The sequence below is a fragment of the Micromonospora sp. NPDC049114 genome (assembly GCF_040648635.1).
In the GTDB taxonomy this organism is placed as follows: Bacteria; Actinomycetota; Actinomycetes; order Mycobacteriales; family Micromonosporaceae; genus Micromonospora.
Genome location: NZ_JBEZEA010000004.1, coordinates 365,809 through 382,513, shown reverse-complemented (window position 1 = coordinate 382,513; position 16,705 = coordinate 365,809). Strand labels below are relative to the sequence as shown.

17 protein-coding genes are annotated in these 16,705 nt (G+C 72.6%); 8 read left to right on the top strand and 9 right to left on the bottom strand.

Annotated features, from left to right (window positions below; genetic code table 11):
- Positions 1-15 precede the first annotated feature (15 nt).
- Entirely contained in the window at positions 16-1,272 is a 1,257-nt protein-coding gene (locus AB0B39_RS16765; RefSeq protein WP_234585927.1) for an erythromycin esterase family protein, read from the bottom strand.
- A gap of 100 nt (positions 1,273-1,372) precedes the next feature.
- On the opposite strand from AB0B39_RS16765, the gene AB0B39_RS16760 reads away from it, so the two are divergent.
- Complete coding sequence (locus AB0B39_RS16760; protein WP_234585931.1) at positions 1,373-1,564, top strand: DUF2795 domain-containing protein; 192 nt, start codon at positions 1,373-1,375, stop codon at positions 1,562-1,564.
- A gap of 8 nt (positions 1,565-1,572) precedes the next feature.
- Here the strand turns inward: AB0B39_RS16760 and erm are convergent, their stop codons facing one another.
- Positions 1,573-2,370 carry an ErmE/ErmH/ErmO/ErmR family 23S rRNA (adenine(2058)-N(6))-methyltransferase gene (gene erm, locus AB0B39_RS16755; RefSeq protein WP_357574710.1) on the bottom strand — a complete coding sequence of 266 codons (798 nt, stop codon included), beginning with the start codon at positions 2,368-2,370 and terminating at the stop codon, positions 1,573-1,575.
- 493 nt (positions 2,371-2,863) lie between these two features.
- A complete protein-coding gene (locus AB0B39_RS16750) occupies positions 2,864-3,766 on the bottom strand; it encodes a Gfo/Idh/MocA family oxidoreductase (RefSeq protein ID WP_357574709.1) in 903 nt (300 codons plus the stop codon).
- A gap of 463 nt (positions 3,767-4,229) precedes the next feature.
- Here AB0B39_RS16750 and AB0B39_RS16745 point away from each other — a divergent pair, with 463 nt between their 5' ends.
- Both AB0B39_RS16745 and AB0B39_RS16740 read left to right on the top strand, forming a co-directional pair.
- Positions 4,230-4,622 carry a hypothetical protein gene (locus AB0B39_RS16745; protein ID WP_234585948.1) on the top strand — a complete coding sequence of 131 codons (393 nt, stop codon included), beginning with the start codon at positions 4,230-4,232 and terminating at the stop codon, positions 4,620-4,622.
- Complete coding sequence (locus AB0B39_RS16740; protein ID WP_357495947.1) at positions 4,615-5,031, top strand: hypothetical protein; 417 nt, start codon at positions 4,615-4,617, stop codon at positions 5,029-5,031. The genes AB0B39_RS16745 and AB0B39_RS16740 overlap by 8 nt, the downstream gene beginning before the upstream one ends.
- A 29-nt stretch (positions 5,032-5,060) precedes the next feature.
- Here the strand turns inward: AB0B39_RS16740 and fabG are convergent, their stop codons facing one another.
- Positions 5,061-5,819 carry a 3-oxoacyl-ACP reductase FabG gene (gene fabG, locus AB0B39_RS16735; RefSeq protein WP_234585952.1) on the bottom strand — a complete coding sequence of 253 codons (759 nt, stop codon included), beginning with the start codon at positions 5,817-5,819 and terminating at the stop codon, positions 5,061-5,063.
- A gap of 43 nt (positions 5,820-5,862) precedes the next feature.
- The gene (locus tag AB0B39_RS16730) at positions 5,863-7,515 is read right to left on the bottom strand and encodes an alpha-amylase family protein (RefSeq protein ID WP_357495945.1); all 1,653 of its coding nucleotides are present in this window, start codon (positions 7,513-7,515) and stop codon (positions 5,863-5,865) included.
- Between the two features lie 78 nt (positions 7,516-7,593).
- Between AB0B39_RS16730 and AB0B39_RS16725 the strand changes: the two genes are divergently transcribed.
- Both AB0B39_RS16725 and AB0B39_RS16720 read left to right on the top strand, forming a co-directional pair.
- On the top strand, positions 7,594-8,208 hold the full coding sequence (locus tag AB0B39_RS16725) for a DUF1349 domain-containing protein (protein ID WP_357574708.1): 615 nt from the start codon (positions 7,594-7,596) through the stop codon (positions 8,206-8,208).
- Positions 8,209-8,303: 95 nt separating this feature from the next.
- A complete protein-coding gene (locus tag AB0B39_RS16720; protein ID WP_234585960.1) occupies positions 8,304-8,975 on the top strand; it encodes a DedA family protein in 672 nt (223 codons plus the stop codon).
- A 42-nt stretch (positions 8,976-9,017) separates the two neighbouring features.
- Here the strand turns inward: AB0B39_RS16720 and AB0B39_RS16715 are convergent, their stop codons facing one another.
- Both AB0B39_RS16715 and AB0B39_RS16710 read right to left on the bottom strand, forming a co-directional pair.
- Positions 9,018-9,773: a membrane protein insertase YidC gene (locus tag AB0B39_RS16715; RefSeq protein ID WP_357495941.1), complete on the bottom strand. Its 756-nt coding sequence runs from the start codon at positions 9,771-9,773 to the stop codon at positions 9,018-9,020.
- Between the two features lie 98 nt (positions 9,774-9,871).
- Positions 9,872-10,165 (bottom strand): DUF6412 domain-containing protein, encoded by a 294-nt coding sequence (locus AB0B39_RS16710; protein WP_357574707.1) that lies wholly within the window; start codon positions 10,163-10,165, stop codon positions 9,872-9,874.
- Positions 10,166-10,371: 206 nt separating this feature from the next.
- Here AB0B39_RS16710 and AB0B39_RS16705 point away from each other — a divergent pair, with 206 nt between their 5' ends.
- From AB0B39_RS16705 to AB0B39_RS16695, 3 genes are all read left to right on the top strand, one after another.
- The gene (locus AB0B39_RS16705) at positions 10,372-11,508 is read left to right on the top strand and encodes a glutamate--cysteine ligase (protein WP_357574706.1); all 1,137 of its coding nucleotides are present in this window, start codon (positions 10,372-10,374) and stop codon (positions 11,506-11,508) included.
- Between the two features lie 24 nt (positions 11,509-11,532).
- Positions 11,533-12,912, top strand: coding sequence for an FAD-dependent oxidoreductase (locus AB0B39_RS16700; protein WP_357495937.1), 1,380 nt, complete (start codon positions 11,533-11,535; stop codon positions 12,910-12,912).
- A 72-nt stretch (positions 12,913-12,984) separates the two neighbouring features.
- Complete coding sequence (locus AB0B39_RS16695) at positions 12,985-13,953, top strand: LacI family DNA-binding transcriptional regulator (protein WP_234586074.1); 969 nt, start codon at positions 12,985-12,987, stop codon at positions 13,951-13,953.
- A 188-nt stretch (positions 13,954-14,141) separates the two neighbouring features.
- Here the strand turns inward: AB0B39_RS16695 and AB0B39_RS16690 are convergent, their stop codons facing one another.
- Both AB0B39_RS16690 and AB0B39_RS16685 read right to left on the bottom strand, forming a co-directional pair.
- A complete protein-coding gene (locus AB0B39_RS16690) occupies positions 14,142-15,095 on the bottom strand; it encodes a carbohydrate kinase (RefSeq protein WP_357574705.1) in 954 nt (317 codons plus the stop codon).
- Entirely contained in the window at positions 15,092-16,357 is a 1,266-nt protein-coding gene (locus AB0B39_RS16685; protein WP_357574704.1) for an AGE family epimerase/isomerase, read from the bottom strand. Before AB0B39_RS16685 ends, AB0B39_RS16690 begins: the two co-directional genes overlap by 4 nt.
- Positions 16,358-16,705: the final 348 nt, after the last annotated feature.

Below are 16,705 nucleotides of genomic sequence, written 5' to 3'. Positions count from 1 at the left end.
TGGCGCGGCGGGTTTTTACACGCCGGCTGGGTATGTCTCCATTTCGCCGGGGACGGCGGGGACCGCCAGCGGATGCAGGGCCGTCGTCTCGTCGCACCAGATGAAGGCGTCGTAGCGGTCGCCCAGCCGGGTCGGCACGTAGTTGCCCCACGACTCGAAGGACGGGTCGTAGACCACCCCGATCGCCCGGTGATCAGCCGGTTCGGTGACCCAGCCCGGCTGGTCGTCGCCGCCAAAGACGAGCACCGCCCGCTCCGGCATCAGCTCGTGCAACCGCCGCTCCACCGAACCCTCCCGCGCCGGCGGCACCACCATCGCCTCCGACGGCGAGCCCCAGCGGGGAGCGGCGATCACCGTGCCCCGGTAGGTGCCGAACCCGACCAACGCCACCGCGTCGTCGCCGTGCCGCTCGCGGGCCAACTGACCGATGTTGACCATGCCGTCGGCGGCCATGTCGGTGGCCCGCGCATCCCCCACGTGCGTGTTGTGCGCCCAGACGATCCCGCGGGCGTCCGGGCCGTAGCGTTGCAGCAGCCGGTCCAGGGTGTCCTGCATGTGGGTGTCGCGGATGTTCCACGAGTCCGGTCCGCCGGCCACCATCGCCCGGTAGTAACGCTCCGCGCCGGCCACCACCTCCGCGTTCTGCCAGGCCGAGAAGCGGTCCGGGCCGTCCGACATGGCCTGTTCCCGGGTACGCGCCAGCAGCCGCACGACCTCCTCCTCGCAGCGGGCCGAGACGAAGCGGCTGGCCGCGCCGTACTCCTCGACCCGCTTGCCGTACGGCTCGAAGCACCGGTACGCGTCCTGCGCCGCCTCCAGCGAGGTCGGGTCCTCCTCCCCCAGATAGTCGAAGATCGCCTGCATCGACTCCCAGAGGCTGTACACGTCGAGCCCGTGGAAGCCCGCCCGCCCGTCCTGGGGCCGCTCCAGGTTCCACGCCCGCAGCCAGCGACAGAACCGGGCCACCTCGGCGTTCGCCCACATCCAGGTCGGCCACCGTTCGAAGCGCTCCAGCGCCGTCTGTGGATCGAGGGCCCCGCCCGGCGCGGCGGTGACCGAGCGGTGCACCCGGTCGCAGTCCGGCCAGTCGCCCTCCACTGCCACGAACGAGAAGCCGCACTCCGCGATCAGCCGACGGGTGAGCTGCTCGCGCAGCCGGTAGTAGTCGTAGCTGCCGTGGGTGGACTCGCCGATCATCACCACCCGGGCGTCCCGGACGCGCTCCAGCAACGGGTCGAAGTCGCTCGGTGCGCCGAGCCGCTGAACCAGCATGGCAGCGGCTACCCGGCGGTCGCGCCGACAAACCGTCGGCGCGTCGCCCACCGACACGCCGTGAGCGTGTACGGGAGCGGCGAGCGGGTAGCCGAACGGCATGACCGTCACCGGCGTGCAATTGCAGGAGTACCTGGCCGGGCTCGACTACCCGGTCTCCCGCGAGGACCTCGTCCGTTGGGGGCAGGAGAACGGGGCCAGCACGGCCATGTTGCAGATGTTGCAGGCGTTGCCGGCCGAACAGTTCGAGTCGCCGGCCGAGCTGAGCGAGGCGCTGACCACCCTCGCCTGACCGACGGCTCACCGCGCGTGCAGCAGCCGGAACAGCACCAGCCACTGCTCCGGCCAGACGTACCCCACGGGGGTGTCCGACGCGATCCGGGTCGCGCGCAGGGCGGCCGCGACCCGCGCCGGCGGGTGGTGCCGGCGCAGGGTCGCGGCGAGCGAGCCGCCGACGCCCTCGAAACCCCACCCCACGAGCCTTCGGTACGCCGGCAGAGCCGCCGCCGGCAGCAGCGGCTCCGGCCGCCGCTCGATGCGCAGGATCCCGGCGTCGACCGCCGGCACCGGCCGAAACGCGGTACGTGGCACCCGCCCCGCCAGCCGCCACCCGAACTCCGGCCAGGTCGAGACGGTCAGCCGCGTCCACCGGCCGTAGTCGCCGCTGCGGCGGCGGGCGTACTCCAGTTGGGTGAGCAGTGTCGCGGACCGCAACCGGGGCGCGGCGAGGCACCACCGCACCACGGCGGAGGTCAGCGACCAGGGGATGTTGCCGACCACCGCGAACGGCTCCGGTGGCGGCTCGGCGGCCAGGAAGTCGGCCTGCCGGTGCTCCACGTTGGACAGCTCCCCGCAGACGGCGGCCAGCGCGTTGCGGACGCGAGGGTCCACCTCGTACGCCGTCAGCCGCCCACACCGGGCGGCGAGGGGTCGGGTGAGCTGCCCCCGGCCCGCGCCGACCTCCAGCAGGAGCCCGGCCGGATCGGGGTCGGCGGCGCGGACCACCCGCTGGACGGCCGCGCGGTCGACGAGAAAGTTCTGGCTGAGTACGCGACGGGACCTGTCGCGTTCGGTTGATCGGATCGGGCGAGGCGCCACGGGTCGTCGTCCTGTCTGTCGCCGCTCGGCGACGGGCTGGACAGGCAGCAGGAATTGCCGGACCTGTCCGAGTGGATCGGGACTCGGACGGCCCTGGACGATGCGCGGGTACGCGAAGACGAGGCGACAGCCTCGTGCCGTGGCGAAGGATCAGCGGCGGCGGGGCGACAGCCCCGGCGCACCGCGAAGTGGACCGATCAGCGGCAGGTCACGTCCCAGCCCGTCAGGGCCGGACGCCGGACGCGCGGACGGGACACCAGCAGGGCACCCCAGGCGGCCGGCGTACCGACCCCCTCGATCAGGGCATGCGTGATCATGGCCCCCACCCTACCGACCCCCACCCCACCCACCCCACCCATTTCCCCACCGGCTTGGCGCGGTGATCATGAAGTTATTGCCATGACACGCCGGGCGGGGTGGCAATAACTTCATGATCAACCGGGGCGGGCAGGGGGTGGGGCCCGGCGGGTGGGGTGGGGTGGGGTGGGGTGGGTTACGGGAGGGGGATTGTGCGGGATTCGGTGCGGGCGGTTTCGGCGGCGGCGAGGATCGCGACTACCTCGCGGCCGAAGCGGACGTCGCAGCGGTGGTCGCGGGTGCCGGTCCGCACCTGCTCGACGAGCTGGTCGATCGCGACACCGAACGCCGTGTCGGCGTCGTTCTCGCCGACCGGGACGGTCTCGATCCCGTTCTCGCCGTAGAACACGAACTCCCGGGCCATCGCCTCACGAGGGGCGTCCAGGGACAGCGAGGCGCTGCTGGTGGCACCGCCGTCGTGGGTGAGCAGCAGGTGCACCATCCCGCTCGGCCCGTCCATCGCCGCCACCTGGGTCACCCGCCCCAGCACCGGCAGGAGGATCGAGAGCGCGTGCGGGGCGATGTCCCAGAGTGCGCCGTGCTCGCGACGCCACAGGGAGCCGCCGTACGGGCTGCCCTCCTGGAAGATCGACGCGAAGGCGGTGGTACGGCCGTGCTGCCAGCCGCCGGCGGCGGCGGTCGCGGCGAGGAACGCGGTGACGTTCGGCTGGAACCGCTGGGTGAAGAACACGACCGAGGCGACCCCGGACGCCTCGGCGGCGGCGACGACCCGGTCGGCGTCCTCGACGGAGAGCGCCAGCGGTTTGTCCAGCAGCAGGTGACGGCCGGCGGTGGCGGCCCGGACCGCGATGTCGGCCTGAACGTCCGGCGGCAGCGCGACAGCGATCGCCTCACACTGCTCGATCAGCGCGTCGACCTCGGCGTAGGCGGGCACCCCGTACCGCTCGGCCAGCGCGGAAGCCCGCTCGGGGTTACGCCCCCACACGCCTACCAGTTCCGCGTCCGGGTGTGCGTGCAGCGCCTTACCGTGCGTCTCGATCGCCCAGTGACCGGTGCCGAACAAACCGAACCGCAGCACGTGTACCTCCGCTGTCTCCCCGCACCGTGGCGACGCCACGGACGTGATCCACGCTAGTCGCCCCACCGGGCCCACCGGCGGCGGGTCGCCAACCAGGGCAGCCCAATGCCCCCGTACCCGGGAGGAACGAACCAACCGACGGGTGCCGTCGCCCGGCGGGACGACCACTCCCCCTTGATCGCGCTCGATCCAGGATCCAGTGGCCTCGTTCGCGCCCGAAGCCACTACTTCCCGGATCGAGCACGATCTTGGCCCCGGGGGACCGGGCGGGCGGACCGGGCGGGGCGGGCGAGCGGTGCGGGCGAGCCGGGCGGGGCGTGGTGCCCCGCTCATGGGGCAGCTCGACAGGGGCCGAACACCCCTCGACGACCCGCCGCGGGCGCGGCGGCCAGGCAGCGTGGCCCGGGTACTACGACGGTTAGTAGGCTGTGCCGGTGACCGAGGCAACGACCAGGTGGGGCCGATGACGAGCGCGGCCGCCGACTCGCCGGTGGACGGGCTCCTCGCGACGGCGTCGATCGTGCTCTCGCTGCTCGTCGCCGTGTGGGCGCTGGTCGCGGCGGTACGCCACCGGCCACCGGACCGGGTGCAGTTCGCCGGTCTGGCCGTACTGGAGGTGGCACTGCTCGCGTTGGGGGTGCTGGCCCTGGTCGCGGTCGGTGGCGGGGACCGGCCGGGCGAGCCCGGCGCGTTCTACGGCTACCTGGCCACGCTCGTCTGCCTGCCGCCGCTGGCGTGGGTGCTGGCCCGGATGGAGCCGACCCGCTGGGGGTCGGCGATCGTCTGCGCGGTCTGCCTGGTCGCACCGGTAGTGGTGGTCCGGCTGCAGCAGACCTGGGAGGTCCTCGGTGGTTGAGACACGACCGGTCCGACGCGCCACGAACGCCGGTCCGGGGCGGCTGCTGATCGCGGTCTACCTGCTCTTCGCCATCGCGGCGACCAGCCGGGCAGGTCTGCAGATCGCCACCAAGTTCGACGAGGCGCCGGTGGCGTACCTGCTCTCCGCCCTGGCCGCGCTCATCTACATCGTGGCCGCGGTGGGTCTGGCCCGCGCCGGGCACACCGGCCGACGGGTGGCGCTGGCCTGTTGCTCGGTGGAGTTGGTCGGGGTCGTCGCCGTCGGCATCCTCAGCGTTGTCGACAAGGACCTGTTCCCCGACGAGACGGTGTGGTCGCAGTTCGGCAGCGGGTACGGCTACATCCCGCTGGTGCTGCCGGTGCTCGGCCTGTTCTGGCTCTGGCGCACCCGCCGCGACCCGGCCTGACCGGCCGGGCCGCGTGACGAGGGCGCGCGTCAGGCCCGTGGGCCGCCGGCGACGTAGATGACCTGCCCGGAGACGAAGCCCGCCCCCTCACTGGCCAGGAACGAGATGGTGTGCGCGACGTCCTCCGGGCGACCCGGGCGACGGACCGGGATCTCGGCGGCGGCGTGCTTCTGGAGGTCGTCGAAGTCGACCTTCATCCGGGCGGCGGTGGCGGCGGTCATGTCGGTGACGATGAAGCCCGGCGCGACCGCGTTGACCGTCACCCCGAACGGGCCCAGCTCGATGGCGAGCGTCTTGGTGAAGCCCTGGAGGCCCGCCTTGGCCGCGGCGTAGTTCGCCTGGCCGCGGTTGCCCAGGGCGGACGTGCTGGACAGGTTGACGATCCGCCCCCACTTGCGGTCCACCATGTGCTTCTGCGCGGCCTGGCTGAACAGGAACGCGCCGCGCAGGTGCACACCCATGACCGTGTCCCAGTCGGCGTTGGTCATCTTGAACAGCAGGTTGTCGCGGAGCACACCCGCGTTGTTGACCAGCACCGTGGGGGCGCCCAGCTCGGCGGCGACCCGCTCGACGGCCGCCTCGACCTGCTCCCGGTCGGACACGTCGGCGCCCACGCCGAGCGCACGGCCGCCCGCGCCGACGATGGCGTCCACCGTCTCCTTGGTGGCGGCCTCCTCGATGTCGACCACGGCGACGGCCATCCCGTCGGCGGCCAACCGCCGGGCGGTGGCCGCGCCGATACCGCGCGCGGCTCCGGTGACGATGGCGACGCGGGGCTCCTCCGACATGATTACCTCCCGGTAACGTGGGGTCGATCGGAGGAGCTTAACGTCAGAACCCCCGGCCCCGGCATAGGCGAATCCACCGGTATCCGTACCCGGAGACCTTCACCGCGCCGAGCTTGCCCAGCTCGCCGTAGCCACGGTCGGCGAGCACGTCGATCGGCAGATCGGCCTCCGGTTCGAGGCTGCTCAGGTCCACCTCGACGTCATCGGTGCCCAGGTTGTGCACGAAGACCATCGTCCCGGTCGGCCCGTCCGCCCGGTGCGCCAGCACCCCGGCCGGCATCGCCACGTCGATGTGGGTGGTCGAGCCGGAGCCGATCTCGGGGGCCTCCCGCAGGGTCCGGATCATGCGCTCGAACCAGGCCAGCAGCGACTTCGGGTCGTTGCGCTGGGCGGTGACGTTGACGTTCTGGTAGCCGAACTCACCCTTGTCGAGCACCGGGCGGACCAGCTTCTCCGGGTCCGCGGTGGAGAAGCCGGCATTCGGCTGGTACGACCACTGCATCGGGGTACGGATCGCCTCCCGACCGGGCAGCGACAGGTCCTCGCCCATCCCGATCTCCTCGCCGTAGCGCAGCACCGGCGTGCCGCGCATCGAGAACTGCAGGGCGTACGCCAGCTCGATGCGCCGCCGGTCGTTGCCGAGCATCGGGGCGAGCCGGCGACGGATGCCCCGGTCGTAGATGCGCATGTTCTCGTCCGGGCCGAACTGCTCGTACACCTGGTTGCGCTGTTCGGTGGTCAACCGGGACAGGTCGATCTCGTCGTGGTTACGCAGGAAGGTCGCCCACTGCCCACCGACGGGCAGCTTCGGGGTGTCGCGCAACGCCTCGATCAGCGACTCCGGGTCCTGCCGGGCCAGGGCGAGCATGAGCCGGCCGTTGAGCATGAAGTCGAAGAGCATGTGGATGCGGTTGCCCGAGCCGCTGGTGTCGCCGAAGAACGTCGGCAGTTGGTCCGGCTCGACGTTCGCCTCGGCCAGCAGGACGGCGTCGCCGCGCCGCCACTGGACGTGCTGGCGCATCTCGGTGAGGAACTCGAAGTCCTTCGGCGAGTTCGGGTTGCCCGGCTCGGTCAGCTCGATGATGAACGGCACGGCGTCCATCCGGAAACCGGAGACCCCGAGCTGGAGCCAGAACGACATGATCTTCTTGACCTCGGCCCGGACCTGCGGGTTGGCGAAGTTGAGGTCCGGCTGGAACTTGTAGAACCGGTGGTAGAACCAGGCCTTGGCCGTCCGGTCGTAGCTCCAGGTCTCCTTCTGTTCACCGGGGAAGACCATGCCCTGGTGCCGGTCGTCCGGCTCGGTGTCGGACCAGACGAACCAGTCGCGGTACGGCGAGTCCGGCGACGAGCGGGCGGACTGGAACCACGGGTGCTCGTCGGACGTGTGGTTGACCACCAGGTCGATGATCACGCGGATGCCCCGGTTCTGCGCCTGGTGCAGCAGCTCGGCGAAGTCGCCGAGGGTGCCGAAACGCGGGTCCACGTTGTAGAAGTCGGTGACGTCGTAACCGTCGTCGCGGTTGGGTGACGGGTGGATCGGGTGCAGCCAGAGGCAGGTCACGCCCAGCCGGGCCAGATAGTCCAACCTTCCGATCAGCCCACGGATGTCACCGACCCCGTCACCGTCGGAGTCGGCGTACGTGTCGATGTCGAGGCAGTAGACGACGGCTTCGGAATACCAACGGTCACCCATGCCGGAGGAACATCTCCGGTCGATCACCGCGGCAAACCCGGGCGTCGGGGCCGGGCGGGGTTGGTTACCGTGCCGGTTATGGAGATCGACCTCGTACCGCCGAGCGAACGGTTGGACTGGGCCCGGGGCGTCTGGCTACACCCGCCGGTCCGCGCCGCGCAAGGCCCGGCCGGCGAGCTGGTCGTCGAGGCCGGTGCGGAGACGGACTTCTGGCGGCGGACCAGCTACGGCTTCGTCCACGACAACGGGCCCGCCCTGCTGGCGCCGCTGCCGGTCGGCGCCGCCATGGAGGTGAGCTTCGTCCTCGACTTCTCGGCGCAGTTCGACCAGGCCGGCGTGCTGGTCCGCGTCGACGAGGGGACGTGGGTCAAGGCGGGCGTCGAGGTCAGCGACGGCGAGTCCCAGCTCGGCGCGGTGGTGACCAGGGAGTTCTCCGACTGGTCGGTGTCCCCGGTCCCCGGCTGGGCCGGCCAGGAGGTGACCGTGCGGGTCAGCCGCGCCGGCGACGCGCTGACCGTACGGGCCCGGGTCGCGGACGCGGCCTGGCGACTGGTCCGCCTCGCTCCGCTGGACCCGGCGGCCGAGGCGATGGCCGGCCCGTTCTGCTGCGCGCCGACGCGCGCCGGTCTCACCGTGGTGTTCACCGGCTGGCGGCAGGGCCCGGCCGACACCGCGCTGCACCCGGAGGGCTGACCCGGCCGGCGTGGCAGGGCTCACGCGCAGGTGTGTGCCGCCGGTCGCTGGGTATGACCTTCCGATCCCCGGTAGCCGGATCGGAAGGACGACCAATGGCGTACGCCCAGACTGGTGACCCGTCCGAGTTCACCGGCCTGACCGGGTGGGTGGCCTCGGTGATCGACGCGACGGGCCCGGTCGGCGTGGCGCTGCTGGTCGCGTTGGAGAGCATCATTCCGCCGATCCCCAGCGAGATCGTGCTGGCGTTGGCCGGGTTCCTGGCCCACGAGGGCAAGTTCAACGTCGTCCTCGTGGTGGCGGCCGCGACGGTCGGCTCGCTCGTCGGCGCGCTGGTGCTCTACTGGCTCGGCGCGGCGCTCGGCGAGGAACGGCTCAAGCGCTGGCTGGACCGCATCCCGTTGGTGGACCGCGACGACCTGGAGAAGGCCGACCGCTGGTTCGAGCGGCACGGCCGGTGGGCGGTGCTGATCGGCCGGGTGGTGCCGGTGGTCCGCAGCCTGGTCTCCGTGCCGGCCGGGGCCAACCGGATGCCGCTCGGTGAGTTCGTCCTGCTCACCACGATCGGCAGCGGCGTGTGGAACGCCCTCATCGTGGGTGCCGGTTACGCGCTGGGCAGCCGCTGGCAGGACGTCGCGCGCTACAGCGACTGGTTCAACTACGCCATCGGCGTGGTCTTCGTCGTGATGGTGGTCAGTTGGGTGATCCGCAAGGTCCGCCGTCGGCGCGAGCGCGACGACCGGCGGTCGGTGACCGCCGGTCGCTGATCCGCGTCGACAGTTGAGCGCTCGCGGCTCCCTCGCTGGCCGTCAGCCCTGGGCGGTGTCGGCGGGCGACGGTGCGGCCTGGGGCCGGCGCAGCACCGCCTGTTCCAGCGCCGACCAGGCGGTGGTCGTCACCAGGTAGATCACCGCCGCGAGCGGCAGCACCAGCGCCACCAGCACGGTTGTGAACGGCAGCAGGGGCAGCAGCCGGCCGAGCGTGGCGGCGCCCGGCCCCTCGGTGGGCGTACCGGCCACCGTGCCGACCGCCGCCGACGCCCGGCGTGCCCGCCGGGACGACCACCACGCCAGCACCAGCAGCAGGCCCAGCAGGACGACGAAGAGCGGCCCGGCCGCGCCGGACAGCCCGTCGCTCACGTGCTGGCCCAGCGGCACCCCGGCCAGCCGTTCGTCGAGCAGCCCCGTGCCGCCCTCGTCGGTGGCGAACAGCCGGTACAGCACCAACAGGAACGGCGCCTGGAGCAGCAACGGCAGACAGCCGGCGATCGGGTTCGCGCCGGCCGAGCGGTACAGCGCGAACACCTCGCGCTGGAGCGTCGCCGGGTCGTCGGCGTACCGCTGCTGGAGATCGCGCACCTGGGGGGCGAGCGCCGCGCGGCGCCGTTCCCCGCGGACCTGCGCGACGGTCAGCGGGGCGATGAGCAACCGGACGGCGATGGTGAGCAGCACGATGGCGGCGACGGTCGCGGTGCCGCCGGCCAACGGTTCGAGCAGATCGGTGAGCCAGGACAACGCGGTGCCGGCGGCGCCGACGACGTCGTGCAGTGGTGCGAAGGCGAGCATGGGAAACCCCTCGGTCCGATTCCGGAGGGTCCTTCCCGGCGGTGGCCGCCGGCACGAAGGACCGGTGACGGTGGGATCGGCCGCGCGGCGGTGTGGCGCTACGCGGCCGAGGGGAGCCCAGGTGCCCGGGGGCGAGGTCGGCCGGCGGCGTCCGGGTCGATCTGGCGGGGAACCCGGCGACCCCGGGCGCGGGCCCGTAGCCCGGCCCAGCGTCGTGCGACGCCAATTGCCCCCGCCGGGGCGGGCACGTGCGCGGCGAGCAGCGCGGCGAACAGGACCAGGGCGGTCAGGGCGGCCCCGGCCAGCAGGTCGGCCGGGCGGTCGGCCAGCATGGTGAGCTGGGCGAACGCGGACATCCACGCGACCCAGAGGAAACCCAGCGGCACCGGCACGGGCTCAGCATAGGACCCGCTGTCACGCCGCCCGGCCGAATCGCGAGCCCCCCACCGGCCGATCCGCCCGGTGTCAGGCGCCAGTTGTGGGCGACACGCGCGGGCAGCGCGCCGTCACACGTTTCCGAGCGTTGCCACTGTGGGTAACCAGACGGCCGACCGACGCGGACGGACCGCAGACGGCAGAAACGGACGGTGGTGTCGCGATGACGGGCCAGGTGGCGGAGGCGCCCAGCGGGACGACCGCGGGGACCGAATTGCTCACCGTGGGTGTCGAGGAGGAGTTTCTGCTCGTCGACCCGCACACCGGAGCCGCGGTGCCCGCCGTCGACCTGGTGATGGAGCAGGTGCCGGCGGAACTGCGCGGTCAGGTGGAGCGCGAGTTCCAGACCAGCCAGATCGAGATCGGCTCGCCGCCCGGTCTTGAGCTGTCCTCGATCCGGCACTCCCTCGGCGTCCTGCGTAAGGCCCTCGCCGAGGCGGCCGAGCGGGCCGGCGTACGGCTGCTGGCCATCGGCACCGGCCCGGTGGACGGCCCGGTGCCGCCGGTCGTGGACAAGCCCCGCTTCGACCGGATGATCGAACGCTTCCGGCTGCTCGTGCCCGGCCCCGGCAACAACGGCATGCACGTGCACGTGGGCGTCCCCGATCCGGAGACCGGCGTGCAGGTGCTCAACCACGTCCGGCCGTGGCTGCCGATGCTGCACGCCATCACCACCAACTCGCCGTTCGCCGGTGGCGAGGACACCGGCTACGCGAGCTGGCGCTCGGTGGAGTGGGAGCGCTGGCCGTCGGTGGCGCCGACGCCCTGGTTGGAGTCGCACGAGCACTACCAGCGGCTGATCCGTCAGTTGATCTCCAGCGGCGTGATGCTCGACGAGGGGATGCTCTACTGGTACGCCCGGCTGTCGGCAAAGTACCCGACCGTGGAGCTGCGGATCGGCGACGTCTGCCCGACGGTGGACGACGCGGTGCTGGTCGCCGCGCTGGTGCGGGCACTCGTGGCCACCGCCATGGCCGACGTCGAGGCCGGCCGGCCCGCCCTGCGCACGGACCACCACCTGCTGGTCGGCGCGCACTGGAGGGCCGCCCACGACGGCCTGGAAGGCGAGGGCGTCGACGTCACCAACGGCGAGCTGCGCCCGGCCTGGGAGCTGCTGGACCGGTTCGTGGAGCGGATGCGGCCGGCGCTGGAGCAGCACGACGACTGGGCGGAGGTGTCCGACCTGTTGGGCGGGCTGCGCCGCCACGGCACCGGCGCGGCGCGGCAGCGTGCCGTGTACGCCCGTACCGGACGGCTCGTCGACGTGGTGCAGGACGTGGCGCGACAGACCCGTGGCTGAACACGCCCGTGACAGGATGGTCCCGTGGCGCAACGACTGATCGTCATCGGCGGGAACGCCGCCGGCATGTCGGCGGCGTCGCAGGCACGACGCCGCCGCGGCCCTGACGACCTGGAGATAGTGGTCTTCGAGCGCGGTCACTTCACCTCCTACTCGTCGTGCGGCATCCCGTACTGGATCAGCGGGATGGTGTCCGGCCCGGACGAGCTGATCGCGCGGACCCCGGAGACGTTCCGCACGAAGTTCGCCGTGGACGTCCGGATGCGGCACGAGGTGACGACCATCGACCTCGAACGGCGCGAGGTGGTCGCCCGGGACCTGGCGGGCGGCGGCGAGGTCCGCGAGCGCTTCGACGAACTGGTGTACGCCGCGGGCGCGGTGCCGGTGCAGCCACCGTGGGCGGACACCGACGCGGGCGGCGTGTTCGGGATGCAGACCCTCGACGACGGTGCGGCCCTGCGCGCCTGGCTGGACGCCGAGCCGCAGCCCAGCCGGGCAGTGGTGGTCGGTGGCGGGTACATCGGCGTCGAGATGGCCGAGGCGCTGATCGAGCGCGGCCTCGCGGTGACCTTGGTCGAGGCGGGCCAGCAGCCCATGGCGACGGTGGACGGCGACATGGCCGAACTGGTCGCCGAGGCCATGCGCGGCCTCGGCATCACGATCCGCACCAGCCTGCCGGTGACCGGCCTGGATCAGCGGGACGGCCGGGTGTCCGCGGTGGTCACGGCCGAGGGCTCGATGCCGACCGACGTCGTGGTCCTGGGGTTGGGCGTACGCCCGAACACCGCGCTCGCCAAGGCTGCCGGCTTTCCGATCGGGCCCACGGGTGGCATCCGCGTGGACCGCCGGATGCGGGTGCCGGGGCTGCCCGGGGTCTGGGCCGCGGGCGACTCCGTGGAGACGCTGCACCGGGTCAGCGGACTGCCGGTGCACGTGCCGCTGGGCACGCACGCCAACAAGCAGGGCCGGACGGCCGGCATCAACATCGGCGGCGGGTACGCGACCTTCCCGGGCGTGATCGGCACCGCGGTGACCAAGGTCTGCGACCTGGAGGTGGGTCGGACGGGCCTGCGCGAGCGGGAGGCCAGGGCGGCCGGCTTCGAGTTCGTCTCGGTGGTCGCCGACTCGACCAACCGGGCCGGCTACTACCCCGGCGCGCGGACGATGACCGTCAAGCTGATCGCCGAGCGACCCAGCGGCCGGCTGCTCGGCGCGCAGATCGTCGGCTGGTCCGAGGCGGCCAAACGGATCGACACGTTGGCCGTGGCTCTGTGGAACGGCATGACGGTGGATGACATGACCGCGCTCGACCTCGGCTACGCTCCGCCGTACGCGCCGGTCTGGGATCCGGTGCTGATCGCCGCCCGAAAGGCGGTCGACGCGCTCGCCGCTCTCGACCGCTGACCCGCGCCCGCCGTGGAGGACCACCCCGTGACCCAGACTCCGACCAGGTCGGCCGCACGCCGACGCCCAACCATGGTCGATGTCGCCCGGCACGCCGGGGTCAGCCTGAAGACGGTCTCCCGGGTGGTCAACGACGAGCCGGTGGGGCAGGAACTGCTCGGCCGTGTGCTGGCCGCGATCGCCGAGCTGGGTTTCCGGCGCAACGACATCGCGCGCAACCTGCGCTCGCGGCAGCTCAACGCCACGGTCGGGCTGCTCATCGAGGAGATCGCCAACCCGTTCTACGCCACCATCGCGAGCGTCGCCGCCGAGATCGCCGCCGCGCACGGCACCATGTTGATCACCGCTTCGTCGGAGGAGGACCCGGAGCGGGAACGCGCGGTTCTCCAGGACTTCACCCAGCGCCGGGTCGACGGGCTGCTGGTGGTGCCGGCGGGTCCCGACCACTCGTTCCTGCGCCGCGAGGTCGAGCTGGGCATGCCGGTGGTCTTCCTGGACCGGCCACCGCAGGGACTGCTCGCGGACGCCGTGCTGCTGGACAACCGAGGTGGCGGCCGGGCCGGGGTCGGTGCGCTGCTCGACGAGGGGCACCGGCGGGTCGGTCTCCTGCTCGGCGCTCCGAGCGTCCCCACCATGCGTGAGCGGCTGGTCGGCGCTCGGGCCGCGCTGGCGGAGGCCGGAGTCGAGCCGGACGATTCGCTGGTCCGCGAGCGCCTGATCGCCCCCGAGGACGCGGGCCGGGCGGTCGCCACGCTGCTCGACCTCCCGGACCCGCCCACCGCGTTCTTCTGCGGCAACAACCGGCTCACCGTCGGCGCCCTCGCCGAGCTGCACCGCCGGGGCAGCGACGCGGCGCTGGTCGGCTTCGACGACTTCGAGCTGGCCCACCTGATGCCCCGGCCCTTGACGGTCGTCGGCTACGACACGCGGGAGCTGGCCCGCGTGGCGACGGAGCGCCTCTTCGAGCGGATCGCCGGCGACGACTCCCCGCCAGCAACCACAGTCCTACCCACCCGCCTCCTACGCCGAGGCCTCCCCTAACGACCCACCCCGCACCCCCGCACCCCCGCGCCCCACCCCGCACCCCGCACCCCGCGCCCCCGCACCGCCGCGCCCCGCGATCTTGCACTTTCTGTCGTTGTTTTGTGCAGGATCACGCGCTTTGTCGGGGCAGAAAGTGCAAGATCGCGGAGGTGGGGGGCAGGGGCCGGGGGGTTGGCGGGTTGGGGTCAGGGTGTTGTGGTCAGGAGGGCTTCTACCTCTGCTCGGCGGGGTGGGTCGGCGCCTCGGTGGGCGCAGGTCAGCGCGGCCACCGTCGCGGCCTGGCGCAGGACTGCGCTCCACTGCTGCTCGGTCACCGCGGCGAGCCGGTCGGCCGGCCGGTCACCGAGCGCGTCGATGTCGGCCAGCGCGGCCAGCAGGCCACCGGTGAACGAGTCGCCGGCGCCGACGGTGTCGACCACTGTGGTGCGTACCGCCGGTTGTTCGTGCAGTGCGCCGTTCGGGGCGAGCAGCCACGCGCCCTCGCCACCCCGGGTGACCACCGCACAGGACACGCCGGCCTCGCGCCATTCGGCCAGCACGTCGCCCACCGAGCGGTCCGGGTAGAGCCAGGCCAGATCCTCGTCGCTGGCCTTGACGACGTGCGCGAGGCGGATCTGGCGGCGGGTCCGCTCCTGCTCCGCGGCCCGGTCCGTCACGATGCTCGGGCGCAGGTTCAGGTCGATCGAGATGGTCAGCCCGTCGCGGTCGCGTTCGCGGGCGAGCAGGCCCTCCAGCACCTGCGCGCCGGGCGCGAGCGCGAGCGCGAGGGACCCGGTGTGCAGGGCCGTCGCCGACGATCCGGCCAGGTCGGGCAGCTCCTGCGGGGTCCACTGCCAGTCCGCCGCGCCGTCGAGCCGGAACTCGTAGCTGGCCTGCCCGGTGGCGTTCAGGGTGGCCACCGCCACCGACGTGGGCTCGGCGGCGCGGACCGCCCACCGCAGGTCCACCTGGTTGGCCGCCAGGTGCTCGGCGATCTGTTGGCCGTACTCGTCGGGGCCGATCCGGGCCAGCAGCCGCACCGGCTCGTCGAGCCGCGCCAGGGTGACCGCCACGTTCGCCGGGGAGCCACCCGGCACCGCCCGCTGCCCCTCGGCGGTGACCACCAGGTCGATGAGGGCCTCGCCCGCCACCACGATCATGCGGTCACCGTGCCGGGGTCGAGCGGGCCGGGACCACCGAGGCCGGCGGCCGAGCGGGACAGGAGCACCGCCTGGTACGCGTGGTAGACGTCCGGCCGGCCGTGCCAGACCGTGTCGGCGGGCAGGTTCCGCTCGTCCAGCTCGTGCCGCCAGCCGGTGCCGTCGATCAGGTAGCGGCGTGCGTACGCCCAGAAGACCCGGTACCACTCGTCGTAGACGGCGTCCCCGGTGCGGCGGTGCAGGGTGACCGCCGCGCCGATGGCCTCGACCAGCACCCAGTGCATCCGGGAGCGGACCACCGGCTGGTCGTCCCAGTCGATCGTGTAGACGAAACCGTCGGCGCCGTCGACCGCCCAGCCGCGCCGCACGGCGGCCGCGAAGAGGGTACGGGCGTCGGCGAGCAGCCAGCCCGGTGGCTGCGGCAGGACCGCCTCCAGCTCCAGCAGCAGCCGGGCCCACTCCAGCCAGTGGCCCATCGTCGAGCCGTACGGCCGGAACGGGTCGGCGGGTTGGTCCCGGTTGTAGTCGAGCAGTGGCGTCCAGTCGGCTGTGAAGTGCTCGGGCAGCCGCCAGTCGTGCCGGGCGGCCTCGGTGTGCACCAGGTGGGTGGCGATCCGCAGGGCCCGGTCGGTCCAGCTCGTGTCACCGGTGGCGGCGGCAGCGGCGAGGAACGCCTCGACCATGTGCATGCTGCTGTTCGCGCCTCGGTAGTCCTCGGTGACCGTCCAGTCCCGGTTCCACGATTCCCGGACCGCGCCAGCGTCGTCGTCCCAGAACCGGTCCCGCACCACTGTCAGCACGTCGGCGAGCAGGCGATCCGCGCCGGGTCGCCCGGCCCGGGCGGCGCTGGACGCGGCGAGGAGCACGAACGCGTGGTCGTACCCGGCCTTGCGCTCGTCGGTGGGCGTGCCCTCCTGGTCGACGGCGCTGAACCAGCCGCCGTACCGCTCGTCGCGCAGCAGCGTGCTGAGCGCGGCGACGCCGTGGTCGACGAGGGCTGCGGCATCCGGGTCACCGTTGCGGTGGGCCAGCGCGGCCACGTGGGTCATCCGGCAGGTGATCCACGTGTAGAGAGGTTCGCCGCGATCCGGGGTGCGGTCGTCGGTGAGCCACCAGAACCCGCCCTCGGGGCGGACCGCGCGGCGGGCCGTGTCGAGCAGCGTGTGGGTCTGGTCGGCGAGGAACCCGGCCAGGTCGGGCAGGTCGGGTGACCCTGCCGGGGCAGGGGTCTGGTCGGCGTCGGGTCGGGGCACGTCGCTCATTTCAGCTGGTCACCGTGGGGTAGGAAAGGGACATAGGGCCAGGATCGGCGGGCGAACTGGGTGCGCGCCGGAAAACCGCCAACGGGACACCGTAGACCGGCCGGTCTTTCGCCGGGTACGGCGTGAAGGAAATCATGTGTACGATTCCTCCCCTTTGCCCGTTGACATCGTTGTCACTCTCAAACCCTGCTCCGGAGGCCTGCCGACTGTCAATTCCAGTTGCGTCACACCCACCCGATCCAGAGACCGAGCGGCGCCGCGCTGGACGGTGGCTCGACACGGGCCGGCCGCCGCGTCCCGACCCGCGTCGACCCGGCCGCCCTGCCCGCGCCGCCGCACGGACCGGCC